11 protein-coding genes and 3 pseudogenes are annotated in these 18,874 nt (G+C 45.9%); 7 read left to right on the top strand and 7 right to left on the bottom strand.

All coding sequences use genetic code 11. The features are described from left to right. The first annotated feature begins 34 nt into the window (after positions 1-34). The 4 genes from V6N89_RS00945 to V6N89_RS00930 all read left to right on the top strand — a co-directional run bounded on the left by V6N89_RS00945 (position 35) and on the right by V6N89_RS00930 (position 5,798). A complete protein-coding gene (locus V6N89_RS00945; RefSeq protein ID WP_338519762.1) occupies positions 35-349 on the top strand; it encodes a hypothetical protein in 315 nt (104 codons plus the stop codon). Positions 350-548: 199 nt separating this feature from the next. After that, entirely contained in the window at positions 549-3,386 is a 2,838-nt protein-coding gene (locus V6N89_RS00940; protein WP_346993290.1) for a putative bifunctional diguanylate cyclase/phosphodiesterase, read from the top strand. A gap of 195 nt (positions 3,387-3,581) precedes the next feature. Then, entirely contained in the window at positions 3,582-4,196 is a 615-nt protein-coding gene (gene ribA, locus V6N89_RS00935) for a GTP cyclohydrolase II (protein WP_338519759.1), read from the top strand. Positions 4,197-4,379: 183 nt separating this feature from the next. Next, a complete protein-coding gene (locus V6N89_RS00930) occupies positions 4,380-5,798 on the top strand; it encodes a DUF3300 domain-containing protein (protein WP_346993289.1) in 1,419 nt (472 codons plus the stop codon). Between the two features lie 43 nt (positions 5,799-5,841). Here the strand turns inward: V6N89_RS00930 and V6N89_RS00925 are convergent, their stop codons facing one another. Then, complete coding sequence (locus V6N89_RS00925; protein WP_338519757.1) at positions 5,842-6,717, bottom strand: ATP-grasp domain-containing protein; 876 nt, start codon at positions 6,715-6,717, stop codon at positions 5,842-5,844. A gap of 262 nt (positions 6,718-6,979) precedes the next feature. Between V6N89_RS00925 and V6N89_RS00920 the strand changes: the two genes are divergently transcribed. After that, on the top strand, positions 6,980-8,461 hold the full coding sequence (locus tag V6N89_RS00920) for a methyl-accepting chemotaxis protein (RefSeq protein ID WP_338519756.1): 1,482 nt from the start codon (positions 6,980-6,982) through the stop codon (positions 8,459-8,461). Between the two features lie 3 nt (positions 8,462-8,464). Beyond that, a complete protein-coding gene (locus tag V6N89_RS00915; RefSeq protein ID WP_338519755.1) occupies positions 8,465-8,989 on the top strand; it encodes a DUF6436 domain-containing protein in 525 nt (174 codons plus the stop codon). Here the strand turns inward: V6N89_RS00915 and V6N89_RS00910 are convergent. From V6N89_RS00910 to V6N89_RS00890, 5 genes and pseudogenes are all read right to left on the bottom strand, one after another. Beyond that, a pseudogene (locus V6N89_RS00910) lies at positions 8,984-9,965 on the bottom strand (histone deacetylase family protein). The gene V6N89_RS00915 and the pseudogene V6N89_RS00910 sit on opposite strands and share 6 nt — an antisense overlap. Further along, complete coding sequence (locus tag V6N89_RS00905) at positions 9,962-11,803, bottom strand: GNAT family N-acetyltransferase (protein WP_346993288.1); 1,842 nt, start codon at positions 11,801-11,803, stop codon at positions 9,962-9,964. The pseudogene V6N89_RS00910 and the gene V6N89_RS00905 overlap by 4 nt, the downstream one beginning before the upstream one ends. Before the next feature lie 121 nt (positions 11,804-11,924). After that, positions 11,925-15,025: pseudogene (locus V6N89_RS00900) on the bottom strand (efflux RND transporter permease subunit). A 21-nt stretch (positions 15,026-15,046) separates the two neighbouring features. Next, positions 15,047-16,191, bottom strand: a pseudogene (locus V6N89_RS00895) (efflux RND transporter periplasmic adaptor subunit). 299 nt (positions 16,192-16,490) lie between these two features. After that, positions 16,491-17,141, bottom strand: coding sequence for a DNA-J related domain-containing protein (locus V6N89_RS00890; protein ID WP_346993287.1), 651 nt, complete (start codon positions 17,139-17,141; stop codon positions 16,491-16,493). A gap of 162 nt (positions 17,142-17,303) precedes the next feature. Here V6N89_RS00890 and V6N89_RS00885 point away from each other — a divergent pair, with 162 nt between their 5' ends. After that, positions 17,304-18,020: a DUF1499 domain-containing protein gene (locus V6N89_RS00885; RefSeq protein ID WP_338519752.1), complete on the top strand. Its 717-nt coding sequence runs from the start codon at positions 17,304-17,306 to the stop codon at positions 18,018-18,020. A 75-nt stretch (positions 18,021-18,095) separates the two neighbouring features. Here the strand turns inward: V6N89_RS00885 and V6N89_RS00880 are convergent, their stop codons facing one another. Further along, positions 18,096-18,698 carry a LysE/ArgO family amino acid transporter gene (locus V6N89_RS00880; RefSeq protein WP_338519751.1) on the bottom strand — a complete coding sequence of 201 codons (603 nt, stop codon included), beginning with the start codon at positions 18,696-18,698 and terminating at the stop codon, positions 18,096-18,098. Positions 18,699-18,874: the final 176 nt, after the last annotated feature.

The raw sequence follows: 18,874 nt of genomic DNA, 5'->3' as shown, positions 1-18,874 counted from the left end.
TAACACGTGCTTGTAGAAACTGGGTAAGCGCTTTATGTCACAAATATCAAAAGATGAGATTTTAAACGCTATGCATATCACGCAACATAGCGTCGAGATTCACCTACCTTTACCCCCTACCCCTTTAAAAACAGAGCAGTGGGCCAACGAATTTGCAAATCAATTTAAGCTAGAGCAATCAGAATTTGACTGGGGCGCAGACCGATTCCAAGTTGTTTTGAATACCCAGCAACACGAACCGCACCTTCAGTGTATTTTATGCATAGAGTGGCTTTGTGAAGCTATGTGGCTTGAACCAATTGGCGCGCAACAGTCACCACAAATGCTTGCTGATTATTTTCGTCAATAAACACGCGACTTGGATGTACCAAGCTGAATTTCCTCGATAATTGTCTTTGACGTTATGCTTCTTCTAGTATTAATCTAGTTAAAAACACACATTAACATGTACATGACGTAAATGATTCTGGAACTGGCAAGTGCAATCCTCTTGTTTATCTGGGCTTGTGATTTAGCGCAGCCTGCGTCTGTATTGGGTAGATAGCTCGATGACACTGACGAAACAGGTTTTTACGCTAATGCTCTGGGTATTTGTCAGCTTAATACCAAGCATGCGCGTTTTTGCTGCTCCTTCTCTGCATATTGATGAATCTTTTGAGCGCGCCACTGTCAATGAGCACGCAACGGTAACACTCGCGGCCAATAGCGCTACCTACTTTGATGTTTTACGCGGTATTTCTGCCACTAACCGACTAACGAAAACATCTCACCAACGCCTTTGGCTTTCAACAACGCTACAACATACTAGCTACAGCGATGTCCCCCTAGTGCTCAACATCGACAGGCTGAATATAGACGACCTTCAAATTTACTTACTCGATGACAGTGAAAGAATTGTGCGCTCTTATCGCTATCAAGCAAGTAAAGGTGACTACTCTTTGCCTCAGCCCATTCCCGCTATTCGATTACCGTTTACGCTACAACCATACCAAAACATGCGGCTTATCATTGGTGTGCAGGACAAAGGGTTAACGCGATTCCCTATTGTTATTTGGGAGCGCGATGTCTTAAAACAACACGATACCAATATGCTCACTTTGCTTGGAGCAGTATCAGGTATGCTGTCGTTGATTGCGTTCTACTTTTTGTTTTCGTATGTGCAACAGCGCATGCCAACACGTTTTTGGTTAACTATGTCATCGCTGGTTTTGCTGGCGCTGTTATTCCTTACTCAAGGCGGGCTGTCACTTTGGCCTAGCCTGACGAATGCTATCGAAATGGCATACGTAGTCTGTTTTAGTATGCTGTTGCTGTGTATCGGTAAGGTTACTCACCATCTTTTCGAACGAATACCCTTTGTTTTAAGGGGCGTGAGTTATGTCGTACCCATTGCCGTTACGCTGTATAGCTTCTCCCTTGACGGCTATACCGCTACTCTCGCCATATTACTGCTTATGGCTGCGATGGGGCTGTACCATGTTCTACTAGCGCTCATTTTCAGAGATAAAGACAGCATTGCGGTCAGTCGTACTTACACGGTTGCTTGGCTCTTTTTCTTCATTTTTTATGCTTTTGTAGTTTCAAACTTGTTTGGCGATATGGTGTACACATTTGAATATGCCATCGTTATGCTGTTCTTTTTGACCACAGGCTTTATGTGTTTTGGTTTTGCTGTCATTACCAAAGAGCGTTCGTTAAATCAGAAGAAACTTTCCTCTCAAGCACAAACCATAGAAAACCTAAACCACTTTTACGATCTCTTTCGAAATTCGGCAGAAGGTCATTACACCTCAACATGGGAAGGCGAGCTCATTTCTGTCAACCCAGCCATGTGCAAGGTGTTTGGTTATGACAATGACGAACAAATGCTTGATGAAGCTGTAAGTACAAAAGCCTTCTATGCTAACCCGGAAGACCGCCATATCTTACTTGGCGAGATATCTCACCAAGGTCATGTGACTGGCAAAGAAATACGGGGCAAGCGCCGCGATGGCAGTGAGTTTTGGTTTTCACTTTCTTGCCAAATAAGAGAGAACAGTAATGGTCGCTTTTTGTTTGGTTCTATCATTGATATCACAGAGAAAAAACAATCTGACCTGAGCCTGCAATATTTAGCAACTCATGACTCGTTAACGGGTGTGTATAACCGAAGGCAGTTTGAAAGCGAGTTTAAAGCAAAGGTAGCAGAGCCCAGCACACCACATACCTGTCTTTTGTTCCTCGACCTAGACCGTTTTAAGGTAGTCAACGATACCTGTGGTCATAAAGCGGGTGATGTGTTGATTAAGGATATTGCCAGATTAATCGAAAACACGCTGACCCCCAATGCGCTGCTTGCACGTTTAGGCGGCGACGAATTCGGTATTGTCTATTCGGGAGTTGATGAGGACGAGGTTTATCTAAACGCCATCCGTATACTCAATGCAGTGCAAGCTTACCGCTTTATGTGGGATAACCGCATTTTTAATTTAGGGGTCAGTATTGGTATGGTCGTGTGCGACGATACGTCAATCAGTTCAGGCAACTACCTGAGCATGGCGGACGCCGCGTGCTACTTCGCTAAAGAGCAAGGAAGGAACCAGGTTCATAAATACAATAAAAATGATGAAAGCATGCAGCGGTATCAGCGTGAGCTTGACTGGGTATCTTCAATCAACCTTGCCTTAGAGGAAGGTAGGTTTGCACTGTATTATCAATCTTTAAGGCCGCTTAATAAGCCCAACGACGGGCATTACTATGAAGTGTTACTTCGTCTTCAAGAAGCAGATGGCCGAATAGTGGAGCCTGCTAACTTCCTCCCTACCGCTGAGCGTTTCGAAATGAATGTGAGCGTAGATAAATGGGTGGTAACCAATACCTTTAAATGGCTTGCAGAAAACCCCGAGCATCTAGCACAGCTAAAACGCTGTAGTATCAATCTCAACTGTCACTCTTTGGCGGACAGAGACTTCACATTGTTTATTCTCAATGCATTTGAGACCTATGGTATTCCTTACAACAAAATCTGTTTTGAGGTTATCGAGTCTGTCGCCATCATTAAGATGGAAGACACATTAAACTTCATGCAGACCTTTAACCGCTTAGGCTGCTCTTTTGCTTTAGACGATTTTGGTAGCGGATTTTCGTCCTACAGTTACCTGAAAAGTCTACCTGTTAGCCTGGTAAAAATAGACGGCATGTTTATTAAAGACATGCTTGATGACAGTGTAGATACCGCTATGGTTGCGTCTATCAATGATGTCGCTAAGGCCATGGGAATGCAGACGGTAGGAGAATTTGTCGAGAATGACGCCATCATGGCTCAACTTGGAAAAATGGGTATAGACTTCGCCCAAGGCTATGGCGTTGCCAAGCCTATGCCGCTTAGCGAATTTGTCCCTCTGTAATAATGCATAAAAAAGAGTGATATCGCTAACGCCCCAAAATGTACGAAAGCGCGTATAATATAGCAATAGCGTGAGCAATGAGTATTGCTCATCAATGTGCGGTTAATTATCAAGCGCAGTGGCCTTTCTCAAGCGGTCTTGTAAAACGAAAAGTTATCCCCACATACAGCCTACTGTCCAAAGTGTAGAAGTATCATGAGTAGCAAACAGCCTAAATACGAATATGTCAGCACCGCGAAATTACCAACGCGCCTTGGTGATTTTAAAATTCATGGCTTTGTAGAAGCCAGTGGCCAAGAGCACGTGGCGCTTTCCTATGGCAACTGGAAGGAAGGCGATATTGTTCCTATTCGTATTCATTCTGAATGCTTAACTGGCGACTCACTATTTAGCACGCGTTGCGACTGTGGCTTTCAATTAGAAAAAGCCATGCAAAACATCGTCGACAATGGTCATGGCGTATTATTGTATCTTCGTCAGGAAGGTCGTGGCATAGGCTTACTGAATAAGATCCGCGCTTACAACCTGCAAGACAGCGGCATGGACACCGTTGAAGCAAATGAACACCTTGGGTTTGATGCCGACTTGCGCAGCTATGATATTTGCAAGCTTATGCTTGATACGCTTAACGTTAAACGCGTAGAGTTAATGACAAACAACCCTAAAAAACTGGCAGCGTTGGAAGCACTCGGTATTGATGTTGTTTCGCGCAAGCCCATTGACCATGGCATTACCAAAGACAACAAACACTACCTCAAAACAAAAACCGAAAAGCTGGGGCATGCATTTGACCCACATGTGTTTAAATAACTCCGACAACGCCCGCTACCTAGCGGGCGTTTTTGTAATATCGCTTAATTAATACCCGTCGTTTTCTCTTTTGCTCAACCATTCAGGTTCAGTTAATTAATCATTGGTTATAACGTATACAGACTTACCACATTGCTCGCTACATGAATTGAAACGTGTATCTGCGCAATGTAAGGAGGATGTATGAAAAACATAACCCTATCTGTACTAATTGCCTTATCAGGTGCGTGTGTAGTTCCAGCTATGGCACAGTCAAGTAACGCACAACCCTCGAGCGAACTTGCCGTTGCCGTCAGCGAACAACAGTACTCTGATGCTGACATCGACAGCATCTTAGCGCCTATTGCGCTTTATCCTGACACCTTGCTTACTCATATTCTTATTGCGGCAACTTATCCGCTAGATGTTGTCGCAGCCGACCGATGGCGTCAGAGTAACCAGCATCTCACACCAGAGCAAGTTGAAGACGTACTTGAAGATGTCACGTGGGATCCAAGTGTGAAGGCGCTTGCCCCCTTTACCGATTTGCTTAATACCATGGCAAAAGATCTCGAGTGGTTACAGCAACTGGGTGACAATGTGCTGATAAGCCAAGAGCGGGTTTTAGACCGTGTTCAAGTGTTACGCCAGCATGCTCACAACACAGGGAATTTAGTTACCAACGACTACATTGAGGTAGAAACAGAGCGTGAGCGCGATAGAGAAATTATCTACATTGAACCGCGCCAACGTGAAGTAGTATATGTTCCGTACTACAACCCCCACGTGGTGTACGGTCATTGGTGGCATGCAAGAGCGCCTATTTTTTGGAACCACCGAATTAGTTATCACCATCACCACAATGTGTTTTGGGCACCGCGGGTACGCTTGTCGACATTCTTCTATTTTGGTGGCGTACATTGGCATAATCGCCATGTTGTGATCCACAGAACACCAGTAAGACGGTACTTCCACGGCAGCCCACGTAAACGTGTTATTAGTCATGGTTATCAGCGCTGGGAACACCGTATCGATCATAGACGTGCGCGCTATTCATCACGCGTAGTACGCAGTGCCCCGGCACGATTTGAACGTCAAACCGTGGTGAGAACACAAAAGCAAGTGCGAAATGTCATCCCGCCAAAAGCGGTTACGCCGCTTAGGCAGCGCGATATCCGTGTAGACAAAGCGAGAACGAGCGTACCTATTAACAGAAAACAAACCGTTGAACATGCGCTAAAGCGAAACCAAGCGATAGTGGCTAAACAGCGCCCATCAAGAGATGTGGCAATGGCACAGCTGAAGCGGGACAAACCTGTTAGAACGGCTCCACAACGTAAGCAGTCTCAGCGTATAGAGCGTGCATACTCGCAGCCTAAGTCGCTGAACCCGCAAAAACCTCAGCGCATTGCTCAACAGAAGGTAGACAGAGCACGCACTACTGCTCCGTCGCGAAGTGTTAAAGAAACGACCAAGCGAACCACGGTCAAGCGCACGGTACGGAGCACTGTGAATAGTACAAAGCAAAGTCGAAGCGTAAGACAGAGCTACAGTGCTAAGCCACAGCGCAGCGTAACGCGCATAGACAAGTCGTCATCGCAACGTAAATTCGCTAAAAACTAAGCAAGTTTGGCTCCGGCAGATGATCTGCGCTGTCGGGGCTTTTTTATGCCGTGTGCGAATGATGAAGTGCCATCATTGCCTCGACGAATTTTACAGGCGACGCGTCATCCAAGTTGAAGTACAGCGACAGCTCAATAAGCTCCAATTCCATAATGCCCCATTGGTCTTGTTGACGCACTAAATCGACACGAGCATACAATGCAGGAGTAGGCATGGCATCAAGCGCACGCTGCGCCATACCTTGCTGAATAGCGTCAGCATCAACAGCATAAAGACTTCCTCCATGCTCTTCTTGAACTCTGAAATCGCCCTGCTGCGGTACTTTTTTGATGGCATGACTGTAGTGCCCACCAAAATAAAAAAGTGAGTATTCACCCTCATTGACAATACAGTCTAGAAAAGGCTGAACCATAAATTCTCGTGAAGAGAAAAGCGCTCTCAAATGGTCTGACTGTGTCTGTATATCATCTCTAGACAGTTTAAACGTGTCATCTGCATTGGCACTTAGCACGGGCTTCACAACAAGCGTGTCACACCCTAGTGTATCAAATGCGTTATAAAGGTCTTTCTCGTCAAATTGGCTAAACCAAAGGGTGTTCACAATCGGTACACCAGACGCGTCTAAATCACGTAAATAATGTTTCTCGATATTCCATTTTATTAGCGACAATGGGTTTAGCAGCACTGCGGAAGACTGCTCAATTGTTTCCAAGCATGCTAAAAATGCTTGCGCGTGCTGCTGATAATCCCACGTACTTCTCACAATCACGTAATCAAACCTAGACCAATCTACAGATTTGTCGTGCCACGATACTGTAGATACTTTCCATCCGTTTGCCTCGAAATGAGGGATCAAAAGTTCATCGTAGACAAAGAAATCGTCTAAATTATCGGTGGATAGAAAAGCAATATGGGGCATAAAGAACCTATGATAAGTGATCTATTAATGTTTTCAGGCAGTAACCACTAACCTGTTTTGAAATCCGCGCTGGTGGGCGAAACGTTAACGTTTCTTGCCATTATTTTGTTATGCCAACATGGACGTGTAAGTGGCCAATAGGCCTAATGCTATACCAAAGTTAAATGGTTTAAAAACGAGTAGTTGACTACAATTGCCGAACATAGCACACCCAGTTTTTTTAACCTACACTTACACCAGATATTCCTTTTTGGAGATTGGCATGCAGTACCCTTGGTTGCTGGAAGGTCACAAGATTTTCCGCGTTGTAATTGTTGCACAGCTCATTATTGCCATAGTGATAGGACTTATCACAGGCGAGTTACTCCCTGCATTTATTTTTGGGGTTCCGATAGCGGCAGTGCCATTAGCACTGAGCTTCCAAGATCCCTATTCGTCTATCAGCAGACATGCCATGGCTATAGGCGCTCAACTGCTCACCGCTTTACATATTCATCAATCGTTTGGTTTGATTGAGATCCATTTCGAGATTTTTGTTCTGCTTGCCTTCTTGTCGTGTTTCCGTGACTGGAAAGTGGTTGCTACGGGTACGCTCGTGGTAGCAGTGCATCATATTAGTTTCTTCTTCCTACAAGCCGGAGGTGCGTCGGTATTTATTTTCGAAGAAGGTCATGTCACCTTTTCGATTTTACTAATGCATGCGGCCTTCGCGCTGGCTGAAGGCGGCGTATTGATTTACATGGCAAAACAGGCTCATCAAGATGGTGCGGGTGCCGCCGAATTACGCCTAGCTATTGAAAGCATGTTGAAGTCAGACGGGAAACTAGATTTAACGGTAGAAATAAACCGCCAACACGCTATTGTTAAACCCTTTGGCGAGCTTATTGACCAGGTAAAATCACTCATAGACTTGGCGTCTTCACTTACTGAAGAGGTGGTGCGAGGCTGCGGTAAAATGGAGCTTGCTGCCGGAAACATGTTCGAAATCAGCCGCAATACAGACCAAGAAATTGCCATGGTGTCAGCGTCTTCAGAAGAAATAGCGCAAACCATGCAAATCTCAGCTGAACAAACCACCTTAGCAAGTGACAAGGCCTCCGCAGCACAATCGTCATCACAAAACACTCGTGAGTCTATTGCTAACACAAGCCGCACCATAGACTCACTGCGTAACACGCTAAACGACGCGGCGAAGACGAATTCAGCGCTCAACGAACAATGTTCCAATATCTCTGACGCCATGCGTTCAATCACTGCTGTTGCCGAGCAAACGAACTTGCTAGCCCTGAATGCCGCAATAGAGTCTGCACGAGCAGGAGAGCATGGTCGCGGGTTTGCTGTAGTGGCAGACGAAGTGCGCACGCTTGCGATACGCTCGAAAGAAAGCGCTGATCAAATTACGAATATCACCGAACAGCTCGTTGCGCAAACCGCAAGCTCTGTGGAGCAAATGCAAACCTGTATACAGTTAGTTGATGAAGCCGTTGCCTCAAGTGAAAACGCAACGGGTGCTATGACAGAAATTATGCAACAAATTCGCGATGCCAGTGAGAGTATGACCGAAATTGCTACGTCTGCTGTAGAACAAGAAACGGCATCAACCTCTATTGCAAAAAGTACGGCTCGCTTGAGTGAGTTCACATCAGAAGAATTGGCTACAGCAGAGTCATTGGCACAAGAAGTAGAAGTGCTCTCGAAAATTTCACAAAAAATGCGCAGCGCCATAGAACGCTTTGAGTTGTAATTCATGCCGAAAGGATTGGGTTGGGCACTGTTAATACTTTGGGCGGTAGGTATTCTTACCGCCTTGCTTTCTTATGGGCAGAAACAGCTTGCTGAATTTGACCCATCAGGGGTTTTATTACACCAATCCACTTCGCCCACCTTCGACGAAGACGTTACATCGTTGCTAAAAGATGCGGGCGTGAGTGCCAGGTCCATTGTGCATATAGGCACCGCCCAAAAGTGCTACTGTGAAACGTTAACAGTGCCTCATCAAACTCAGCTTGTCGATAAACTTAAAACATCGGCTTATAACCTTGTTACGCTCAATATCGAAGACTCTCCTGCGCTTCAAAGCCTGCTGACTGCCGTGCCTGCGCTAATGGTTATAGACAGCAATTTTAACCTGCGCTACCTAGGCCCTTATGCCACTGGCTACGGCTGTTTCACAGGGAAGAACTTGGTAGAAAAAGTGGCTTCATACGCACAATCTTCACGCTATCAGGGTGCAGTGATCAATGCTGATGCACAGGGTTGTTTCTGCTCATAACGCTGAGTTTGTGCCTTGACTCAAACCTTTTAAATGAGCCACAACACTTCTTCCTAACGCACTTAAGTCATAACCTCCCTCTAGCATACTGACTATACGGCCCTTACAGCACTTGTCAGCAATGTCCCGCAACTGTTGGCTAATCCAAAAGTAGTCATCTTCAACCAGCCTCAAGTGAGCCATGGGATCTTCTGCGTGGGCGTCAAAGCCTGCCGAAATTAAAATAAGCTCAGGTTGAAAATTTTCGAGCGCGTTAAACCAATGCTTCACTTTCTCGCGAAATACACTCCCTGTTGTACCGGCTGTCTAGCGGTACTGCCAATATATTGCTTGCAGAAACGGGCGACCCACAGTGCGGATAGAAGGGGTGTTGAAAACTGCTAAACAGCATAATTCGCTGATCGCCAGCGACGATTTGCTCGGTGCCGTTTCCATGATGAACGTCGAAATCGACAATAGCGACCCGTTTTAGGTCGAAGTTCTGCAGCGCATAACGTGCAGCAATAACAATATTGTTAAAAAAACAGAAGCCCATGGCACTATCATAAGTGGCATGGTGGCCCGGTGGGCGTGTTGCACAAAAAGCCTGACGGTCTTCGCCATCCATCACCCAATCTACCGCATTGCAGCCTGCACCAGCAGATTCGAGCGCCGCCGTTAGGCTGTGCTTCATTAACCCCGTATCCTCATCTAGCCAAGCAATGACTTTGTTATCACTAGCATAAAGGGTTTTTTCTTCATCACAAAAATTGGCTTGTGCAGCGCGTTCAAACACACTTTTGACGTAATAAGGGTCGTGGGCCAATTGCAAATAAGGCTCTGCAATAGGACTCGCGTCAGCATGTTCGCAAATCATGTCTAAGCCTGACGCTAACAGCTGATCATCGATGGCAAAGAGTCTATCAGGCGACTCTGGGTGTGTGTTGCCTAAATCGTGCTTTGTACCGTGCTTTCCTCGGTAAATCCTGATGGTCATAATAGTGAAGCCACATCCAACACCAGCTCTACATCACTAGGATCACCGGTAAATTTACGTTTAAATTTGGCCTGTTCAAATATGGCGATCATGGGTTTATTGTCGCCGCGCACATACGCCATCATTTTATCAATGCCGCGTTTTTTCGCCACGGCAACCAATTCGTTTAAAAGGCGACTCGCCATGCCCTTACCCTGCTGCGTTTCTCTCGTAACAAAGGCGGCCTCGCACGTATTGTCTGAAGCATTGTAATAAAACCTACCTACCGCATGAATGGTAATACGCGACCCTTCTTGCCTTACAATGCACAAAGCTGCATCGGTGCTTTGGTCTACCGACACCAAGTTGCAAGACTTTTCACGAGACATCTGCTTAGGGTCGTAGTTATATCGCAAACGCAGTGTTTCTTTGGTGTGTGAGTAAAAAAACTCTTGCAAACGACGCTCGTCAGCGGGGTTGAGAGGGCGCATATAAAAGGTTTCACCTTGAATATGAAGCTTTTTAAGCTGAATATCACCCAACTCTGGAATATCAGTAGGGTATTTTTCTTGGTAGTGAGGTACCCAGTAATGCTGCCGTACTTCTTCTAGTAGCGCTGCTCTAAACTTTGGATGAGCAACGCGAATCAATTCTAGTGCTCGCTCGCGAATACTCTTCCCTTTAAGAGAAGCAATGCCATATTCAGTCACCACGTACTGCACATTACCCCGCGACGTTACCACACCGGCTCCTTCACTGATACGAGGTGTGATACGCGAAATACTCTCTCCTTTTGCCGTAGACGGGAGCGCTATTATCGCTTTACCGCCTTTGCTAATCGACGCTCCGGTCACAAAATCCACTTGACCGCCAATACCGCTGTAAAAGTCATAACCTAACGAATCAGCCACCACCTGCCCCGTTAAATCAACCTCGAGCGCACTGTTAATAGCGACCATATTGTCGTTTTTGGCAATGTTTGTGGGTTTATTCACATAGCTACTAGGGTAAAACTCAATGTGAGGATTGCTGTCGATTAGGTCATATAACTTGCGTGTGCCAATGGCAAAACTGGTGACTATTTTACCTGGATGGAATGTTTTCTTTTTGTTGGTAATGGCGCCTGATTCCAACAGTTCAATAATACTGTCGGTGAGCATTTCGCTGTGAATGCCCAAGTCTTTGTGGTTGCATAAATACTTCAGCGTAGCGCTTGGTATTTTACCAATACCAAATTGAAGCGTTGCCCCATCGTCCACCAGCATCGATACATATTGTCCAATTCGTTCCGCCACCGAATCTATTGGCGGAGGGCTTACTTCAACTAAGGATTCGTCGGCTTCTATACAGGCATCAATTTCACTTATATGAATATAGGAATGGCCTGCGGTTCTCGGAATTTGGCGGTTAATTTGCGCAATAACTTTCTTACTCTGTCGCAATGCTGACATTGCGATATCTACCGCTGGGCCAAGCGAACAATAGCCAAATTCATCAGGAGGGCTTACATTTACCAGCGCAGCATCGAGAGGCAAGGTGCCGTCGCTGAATAAGCTTGAAACTTCAGATAAGAAGACGGGAGTATAATCGGCTCGCCCTTCATCAACGGCTTTTCGCATGGTCTCGCCGCCAATAAAGAAAGTATTAGCTTTAAACAGGTTTTTGTATTCTTCGCGAACCCATCGGGTGTCGCCTAATGCCAGCATATGCACAAGCTCTATATCACTAAAGCCTGCGCTATTGTCGATAAGGTGCTGCACTAATGCGTGGGGAACAGCAGCGTTCCCCCCGACAAATACTCTGCACCCTGACTTAATCAATGAGGGCCAATCAGGTGCGTGCGGTAAACTAGGAGCCATATCCGTCTCGCCTTGGTTGTCGCTATTTGTCTATATTGCCACAAAATGAACGACTTGCCTCCTTGTTCCCCGCATAACAGATAAGCGATTAGTCGTATATATCTACCTTATCAGCGACTTATTACTTTTCTGTACTGTGGAACAACTTTTCTACAAGTACATAAAACATAGGTACAAAGAAAATAGCTAAGAAAGTCGCGGCAAACATGCCTCCCATTACCGCAATACCAATGGCATTTTGACTGGCAGCACCTAAGCACCGCTTGCTAGTGCAAGAGGCGTTACCCCAAGAATAAACGCCATTGACGTCATCAGGATAGGGCGAAAACGCTGTGTGGCGGCGTTGGCGACAGCTGTCGTCAAATCTACGCCGTTTTCATACTGCTCTTTTGCAAATTCCACAATGAGGATCGCGTTTTTAGCCGCAAGACCTACGGTGGTCAAAAACGCCACCTGTAGATAGACATCATTAGGTAAATTAAAGATAAATGCCGCGGTAACAGAGCCTAAAATACCCAATGGCACCACCAGCATAACGGCAAATGGTACAGACCAACTTTCATACAGTGCAGCCAAGCAAAGGAACACCACGAGAATAGAGATTGCGTAGAGCATAGGCGCTTGAGACCCAGCTTGCTGCTCTTCGAAAGACAAACCCGACCATTCAATAGCAAAGCCAGGTGGCAGTTGTGATACAAGCTTTTGCATTTCCATCATAGCCTCGCCAGAAGAAATACCTTCGGCCGGGCTGCCCTGAATATTAACCGACGATACGCCATTAAAGCGTTCAAGTTTAGGAGAGCCATATACCCACTGTGTGGTTGCAAACGTACTAAACGCGACCATCTCACCATCACTGTTACGCACAAACCACTTATCAAGGTCTTCTGGCGTCATTCGGTGAGGCGCATCGGCCTGCATATACACTCGTTTAATTCGCCCTTTATCAATAAAGTCGTTAACGTAACTTGACCCCCACGCAATCTGAAGCGCACTGTTTATCTCGCTTAAGTTAAGACCAAGAGCAGAAGCTTTCTCACTGTCTATATTGATTTTGAATTGCGGAACGTCACTCAGCCCATTGGGCCTTACTCCGGCCAGCTTAGGGTTTTGTGCAGCCATGCCAAGGAGCTGATTACGCGCATTCATTAGCGCTTCATGACCGTTACCGGCGCGATCTACCAGTTGCATATCAAAGCCGGTAGCATTACCTAGCTCCATAATAGGCGGCGGAACAATAGGAAACGCAGAAGCATCCTGTATTTGACTAAAAGCACCAAAGGCTCGTCCAACGACAGCGAATGCCGAATCGTTTTCTCCTCGAACATCCCAATCATTAAAGTTTAAAAACGCCATTCCTGCATTTTGTGCCTGGCCAGCGAAACTAAAACCGACTACCGCAAACATCCCGTTCACGGCGTCTTTTTCTTCATCCAGAATATAGTTTTCAACTTGTTTGAGTGACTCAAGCGTTCGGCCCGCCGTTGCGCCAGGTGGTGTGCTTACCAATACCATCATGCGTCCCTGATCTTCATCAGGTAAAAAAGCGCCAGGCAGCTGATTGAAAATGACAACCATGCCGCCAACCAACAGCCCATAAACAACAAAATAGCGTTTTACGCGCGCTGCCATATGGCTTGCGGTGCGCTGGTAGCCATCACGCCCTTTATTAAAAGTACGATTAAACCACCCAAAAAAACCTTTATTCTTGTCGTGATCTTCAGGGTGCTTTTTCAATAACGTGGCGCATAGCGAGGGGGACAGTACGATGGCGACCAATACTGAAAACCCCATCGCTGAAACAATGGTAATAGAGAATTGACGATAAATTGCGCCTGCTGAACCGCTGAAAAAGGCCATCGGAATAAACACGGTAGACAGTACTGCCGCAATACCAACCAACGCGCCCGTGATTTGAGACATTGATTTCTTTGTTGCTTCAGCCGGAGAAAGCCCTTCTTCTTCCATAATACGCTCAACGTTCTCTACCACGACAATGGCATCATCTACCAACAGACCGATGGCAAGTACCATGGCGAACATGGTGAGCACGTTAATACTGAACCCGAAAGCAAGTAGCACGGCAAACGTGCCCAACAACACCACCGGCACGGCGATAGTCGGAATTAGTGTCGCGCGCCAGTTTTGCAAGAACAGCAGCATTACCAAAAACACCAATACAACTGCTTCAATAAGCGTATGTACAACCGACTCTATAGATAGCTCAATAAAAGGCGAGCTGTCTAAAGGGTAAACGACTTTTACACTGTCAGGTAGATTTGCTCTTAGCTCTTCAACCCGTGCTTTTACCGCCTCAATCGTGTCTAACGCATTTGCACCTGAGGCCAGGCTTACCGCCATACCTGATGCTGGACTTCTGTCATAGCGCACAATAACATCGTAACTTTCAGCGCCAAGCTCAACGCGCGCCACGTCGCGCACACGCACCTGCGAACCGTCTGTATTCACCCGTAAAACAATGCTTTCAAAGTCTTCCACTGTTTGTAGGCGACTTTGCGCCTGAATCGTTGCGTTTATTTGTTGATTTTCAATAGCTGGCATACCGCCTAATTGACCAGCAGACACGTCGGTATTTTGAACTTGAACCGCCGCCTGAACATCATTTGGTGTTAGGTTATAGCTGTATAACTTATCGGGATCTAACCAAATACGCATGGAACGCTGCGCGCCAAATACCCTTACATTTCCTACACCATTAACCCGTGAAATGGGGTCGCGGAATTGCGATATCAGCATGTCACTTAAGTCATACTGCGTCATGGCATCATCTTCAGAGTAAAAACCAATAACCAACGCAAACGCACTGTTTGACTTAGTTACCGTTACCCCTTGCTGCTGCACTTGATTAGGTAGCAGAGGAAGTGCGCCCTGCACTTTGTTCTGCGTTTGCACCTGTGCAATGTCTGGGTCAGTGCCAGGCTCAAAGGTTAGGTTTATCGACATACTGCTATTTGAACTGCTTGCAGAGAAATAGCGCAGGTTGTCTATGCCCGACAAGTTCTGCTCAATAACCTGCGTGACAGAGTTTTCAACCGTTTCAGCTGACGCCCCAGGATAGGTAGCACTAATGCTAACCGTGGGCGGAGCCACTTTAGGGTATTGCTCAATGGGCAAGGTGTAGATGGCAAGGATCCCAGCCATCATCGTGATAATTGCCAGCACCCATGCAAACACGGGTCTGTCTATAAAAAAGCGAGCCATAATACGTAATTCCTTGCCTGACTAGCGAGAGCCGCGTGATGAAGGTTGCCAATCTGATGGGTTAACTTTTGCACCCGGTTTTACTTTTTGATAGCTGCAGTAACAATGACGCGTTCTCCTTCATTAACGCCGCCTAACACTACGTACTTATCGCGATAGATCTTCCCTATGTTCAGTGTACGGCCTTCCACTTCATTATTTTGATTCACCACATAAACCGACAGCGAACCATCGGGCTGACGTGTTGTTGCTCGTTGCGGAACCAAAAGCGCGTTTTCGCGACCAGTGATTACATGGCCTTTGACAAAAAGCCCTGGCAGTAAAACGCCATCAGGGTTCGGCATTTCCGCGCGAAGCGTAACCGAGCCCGTGGTTTCATCTACAGTTACTTCTGAAAACTTAACGCTGCCCGTTTGCCCATAGCGTTCGCCTGTGGCTTCATCTACAGTCAACTCTACATCCATTGCACCTAGCTTACTCATCGCTTGTCTAAGCGTTAGAATTGCTGAGCCAGACTCCTGCATATCGATATAAACGGGATCAAGTTGCGTAATGGTGGCAAGTTGCTGCGACTGGTTAGTTGTAACCAAAGTACCTTCTGTCACAAAAGAGCGACTAATTCGACCACTGATTGGCGCATAAACTTTGGTGTATCCCATATTCACTTTGGCCACATCGACTGCGGCCTCTGCCACGCTGATTGCCGCTTGTGCCTGCTCTTTTTGGGCAATGACATCGTCATACTCTTGCTTACTGACGGCATTTTGCGCGACTAAGTCGTCATAGCGTCTCGCTTTTGCTTCAAGGGTTTTAAGGTTTGCCTGTGCGCTTTTCAAATCGGCTCTCGCGCTGTTTAACTGCGCTAAATAGCGCGCTTCGTCAATTTGGTAAAGCTGCTGCCCCTTTTCGACTTGTGCACCTTCCTCAAACAAACGCTCGGTAATTACACCATCTACCTGCGGACGAACCTGTGACTGTCGAGATGGACTTACGCGGCCAGGCAAAATCATTTCATGCACTACAGGTTGCTTGGCCAACTTAACAACAGATACCGCTGGCGCTGGCATGCTTTGCGAAGCACCTTGCTGTTGTTCGCCTTCATTTGAACATGCAGTCATACCCAACAAGGTGACCAATGCTGCAGTAACATAAACTATGCGTCTCATAGACTTTCCAATTCCCAATAACATAGAAGGGCAAGAACAACCTGTTGCTCGCCTACCCAAGAATAAATTAATTATAGCAAAGCGCTTGTGATGCGCTGAGTTGTCTGCCGAGCAATTGCCCGTACACTCGCAGACTGTTTAAAAATAATGGTGTGATGCCGTGCGGCGTGTATACGAAGTATGCCGCGTTTGGTTTATATTGTGCGCACTTCAACGCACTAGTTAAAGCAAAGGAAGCTGAACTTGCTTAACTTATCGGTCAATGACGGTAGCGGCAGCTGAGCTGGAATAATGTTGCTTTAATACTTTAAAAGCACGGATAACTTTCTGCGCTCCCTCTTGACTCCCCCTTTATCTGGATGCACTTTGAGGAGGGCTTTTTTATAGCACTTTTTCAGTGTTGTAAGAGATATATGCGCATGTTCATCTGGCGTTATCTCAAGCGTATTATGGGCGTCTTTCACCTCATCGTCAGTTAAAAACAGGATTTCACCCTTGACCATTTTCTCCCAAAAGTCATTAAGCAACCCTTCAACATCTTGCGCATCGGTTTGCTGAAAGTTAGACCATGACAAGTAATAGGCAGCCAAAGCATCATGCTCACGCAATTCGTTTGATGCATGTAATGTGTCTGATGTCGTAGCTTGCCGAGATAGAAGCTTTATATTCAGGGTGTGTATAGTCAGCTCACCTACCCCGCTTTCCCGCCACAGAACTTTTAAGCGATACAGCGCATGGAACAAGACAAAATGTGTCCTAAACAACATAAGAGGGTCGCGAAGTGCATCGTCATCGAAAAAAAGAAACGGCGGCTGTTTTAGCGTGGTGATTAATGCAAACTCGCTAGTTCCTTTTTCAAAGGTATCCCGCATGGTTGAGAGCGCATCAACAAGCATGTCGGCGTTAAGCTCATAGTCATCGACGACTTCGCTGCTGTTATTCAACGGCATTACTCCAGGTTATTCGCATAAGGCGCTTCGGTAAGTTATCTTAATTACGCTACGCTAAGCTATCAACAACAGACGGTATATTTACGATAAAGTAAACCAAAAGTCGCGTTTGGCTGTTAAAGTAGCATCTCACCAAACTACAACAAAAAATTTGGAGTTCACTTGAAAGTACTAATTGCCCTGGCCAGCATCGTTGGCTTCTTAATGGTGGTATTGCCTGGCCCACTTTATCAGTACGCTGGTGTCAGCCTTAGCACGGCCTTTACGTCATTGCGCTTTGGTGTTTATGTCGGCGGCGCGGCCATCGTTTTAATTATCCTACAAGTTCTAATAAACCGTAAAAACGTAAGCTGGGGTAGTACCTTTGTGTATGCATTGCTTGCAATTATCGCCGTTGCTATGCCTGTGAGCATGATGAGTAAAGCGGGAGCTGTTCCACCTATTCATGACATTACCACTGACGTGACCAATCCGCCTGAATTTGTCGCTATTGCGCCACTTCGTGAAGGCGCACCCAACCCAGTAAGCTACGAAGGTGGTGAAGTCACTAAACAGCAGTTAGAAGCCTACCCTGAAATAAAAACTCAGCTGCTACCTCAAGAGATAGACAACGTGTTTGCCGCCTCAGAAAAAGCCATCGATGCACTAGGATGGGAGCGTGTAACACAAGGAGCCTTGCCTAATACGCTAGAGGCAACAGATACGACAACCTGGTTTGGTTTTAAAGACGACGTAGTTATTCGCCTTACCGCTAAAAACGACGACACCTTGGTTGACGTTCGCAGTAAGTCGCGCGTTGGAAAAAGCGACCTAGGTAAAAATGCTGAGCGTATCAACGCCTTTATGGCAGAGCTACGCAAACAATTGGGCTACAACTAAAAAAACGCCCTGTATAAATGCAAAAGCCCGCAATGTATGCGGGCTTTTTTGTGACACTACGATTAACCGTCGCGGTTATAAACTCGCCAATTGAAGACTAACCATACCGAGTACTGCCGCATTGAGGCGGTTAAACCAACGCCAGAAATTGGGGCGTTGCATATGATGTGCAAAACGAGCAGTGAGCGTACTTAAACCAACGAACCACACAACAGAAGCACCAATAGCGCCGCCCACAAACCACCATTTATTTTCTTGCCATTGGCTGGCCAAATTACCCATCAACAGCAAGGTATCAAGGTAAAAATGTGGGTTTAACCAAGTAACGGCAAGCGCAATTAAGATAGCCTTTTTAAACGATAACTGCTTTTTAGCCATCTCAAGCACTAGTGCATCGTTAGCCATAGATGACTTGATTTTGTTGTAGGCAATCCAAAGTAAGAAGGCAACACCAGCCCACTTAGTAATAGTCACAAGTGTCGGGTATTCTTGTAGCAACAATCCAAAGCCCATTGCACCTAAGCTAATAGAAATGGCGTCGCTTAAGATAAACAACAATACAAACAGGGTTGTCCATTGTCGCTTCATCGATTGTTCGATAAGAAAACTGTTTTGCGCCCCTACCGCAATTATGAGCGTTCCACCCATTACAAAACCACTTGTTGCCGCCGCCAACATAACCTGAGCCTCACAATAAATACATTTGCCACCTGTATTAGATACCTTGTCTTTCAGACACCCAATACGACATTTATCTTTAAGATTGGCTTGATTTTATACAGCTTTTGAAACTAAATTAAATTAATGATATTTGTTTTTGATTAACAAAATTAATAATTATAACGGTTTTTTCA

It is taken from the genome of Alteromonas gracilis (assembly GCF_036870955.2).
Lineage (GTDB): Bacteria > Pseudomonadota > Gammaproteobacteria > Enterobacterales > Alteromonadaceae > Alteromonas > Alteromonas gracilis_A.
The sequence above is the reverse complement of the archived record's forward strand: the minus strand, read 5'-3'. Positions and strand labels throughout refer to the sequence as shown.

Coding starts and splice junctions, on each gene's coding strand:
- V6N89_RS00945 (WP_338519762.1), top strand. CDS start 35: ATGTCACAAATATCAAAAGATGAGATTTTAAACGCTATGCATATCACG.
- V6N89_RS00915 (WP_338519755.1), top strand. CDS start 8,465: ATGCCGAAAGGATTGGGTTGGGCACTGTTAATACTTTGGGCGGTAGGT.
- V6N89_RS00920 (WP_338519756.1), top strand. CDS start 6,980: ATGCAGTACCCTTGGTTGCTGGAAGGTCACAAGATTTTCCGCGTTGTA.
- V6N89_RS00925 (WP_338519757.1), bottom strand. CDS start 6,717: ATGCCCCATATTGCTTTTCTATCCACCGATAATTTAGACGATTTCTTT.
- V6N89_RS00940 (WP_346993290.1), top strand. CDS start 549: ATGACACTGACGAAACAGGTTTTTACGCTAATGCTCTGGGTATTTGTC.
- V6N89_RS00930 (WP_346993289.1), top strand. CDS start 4,380: ATGAAAAACATAACCCTATCTGTACTAATTGCCTTATCAGGTGCGTGT.
- V6N89_RS00905 (WP_346993288.1), bottom strand. CDS start 11,803: ATGGCTCCTAGTTTACCGCACGCACCTGATTGGCCCTCATTGATTAAG.
- ribA (WP_338519759.1), top strand. CDS start 3,582: ATGAGTAGCAAACAGCCTAAATACGAATATGTCAGCACCGCGAAATTA.
- V6N89_RS00890 (WP_346993287.1), bottom strand. CDS start 17,141: ATGCCGTTGAATAACAGCAGCGAAGTCGTCGATGACTATGAGCTTAAC.
- V6N89_RS00880 (WP_338519751.1), bottom strand. CDS start 18,698: ATGTTGGCGGCGGCAACAAGTGGTTTTGTAATGGGTGGAACGCTCATA.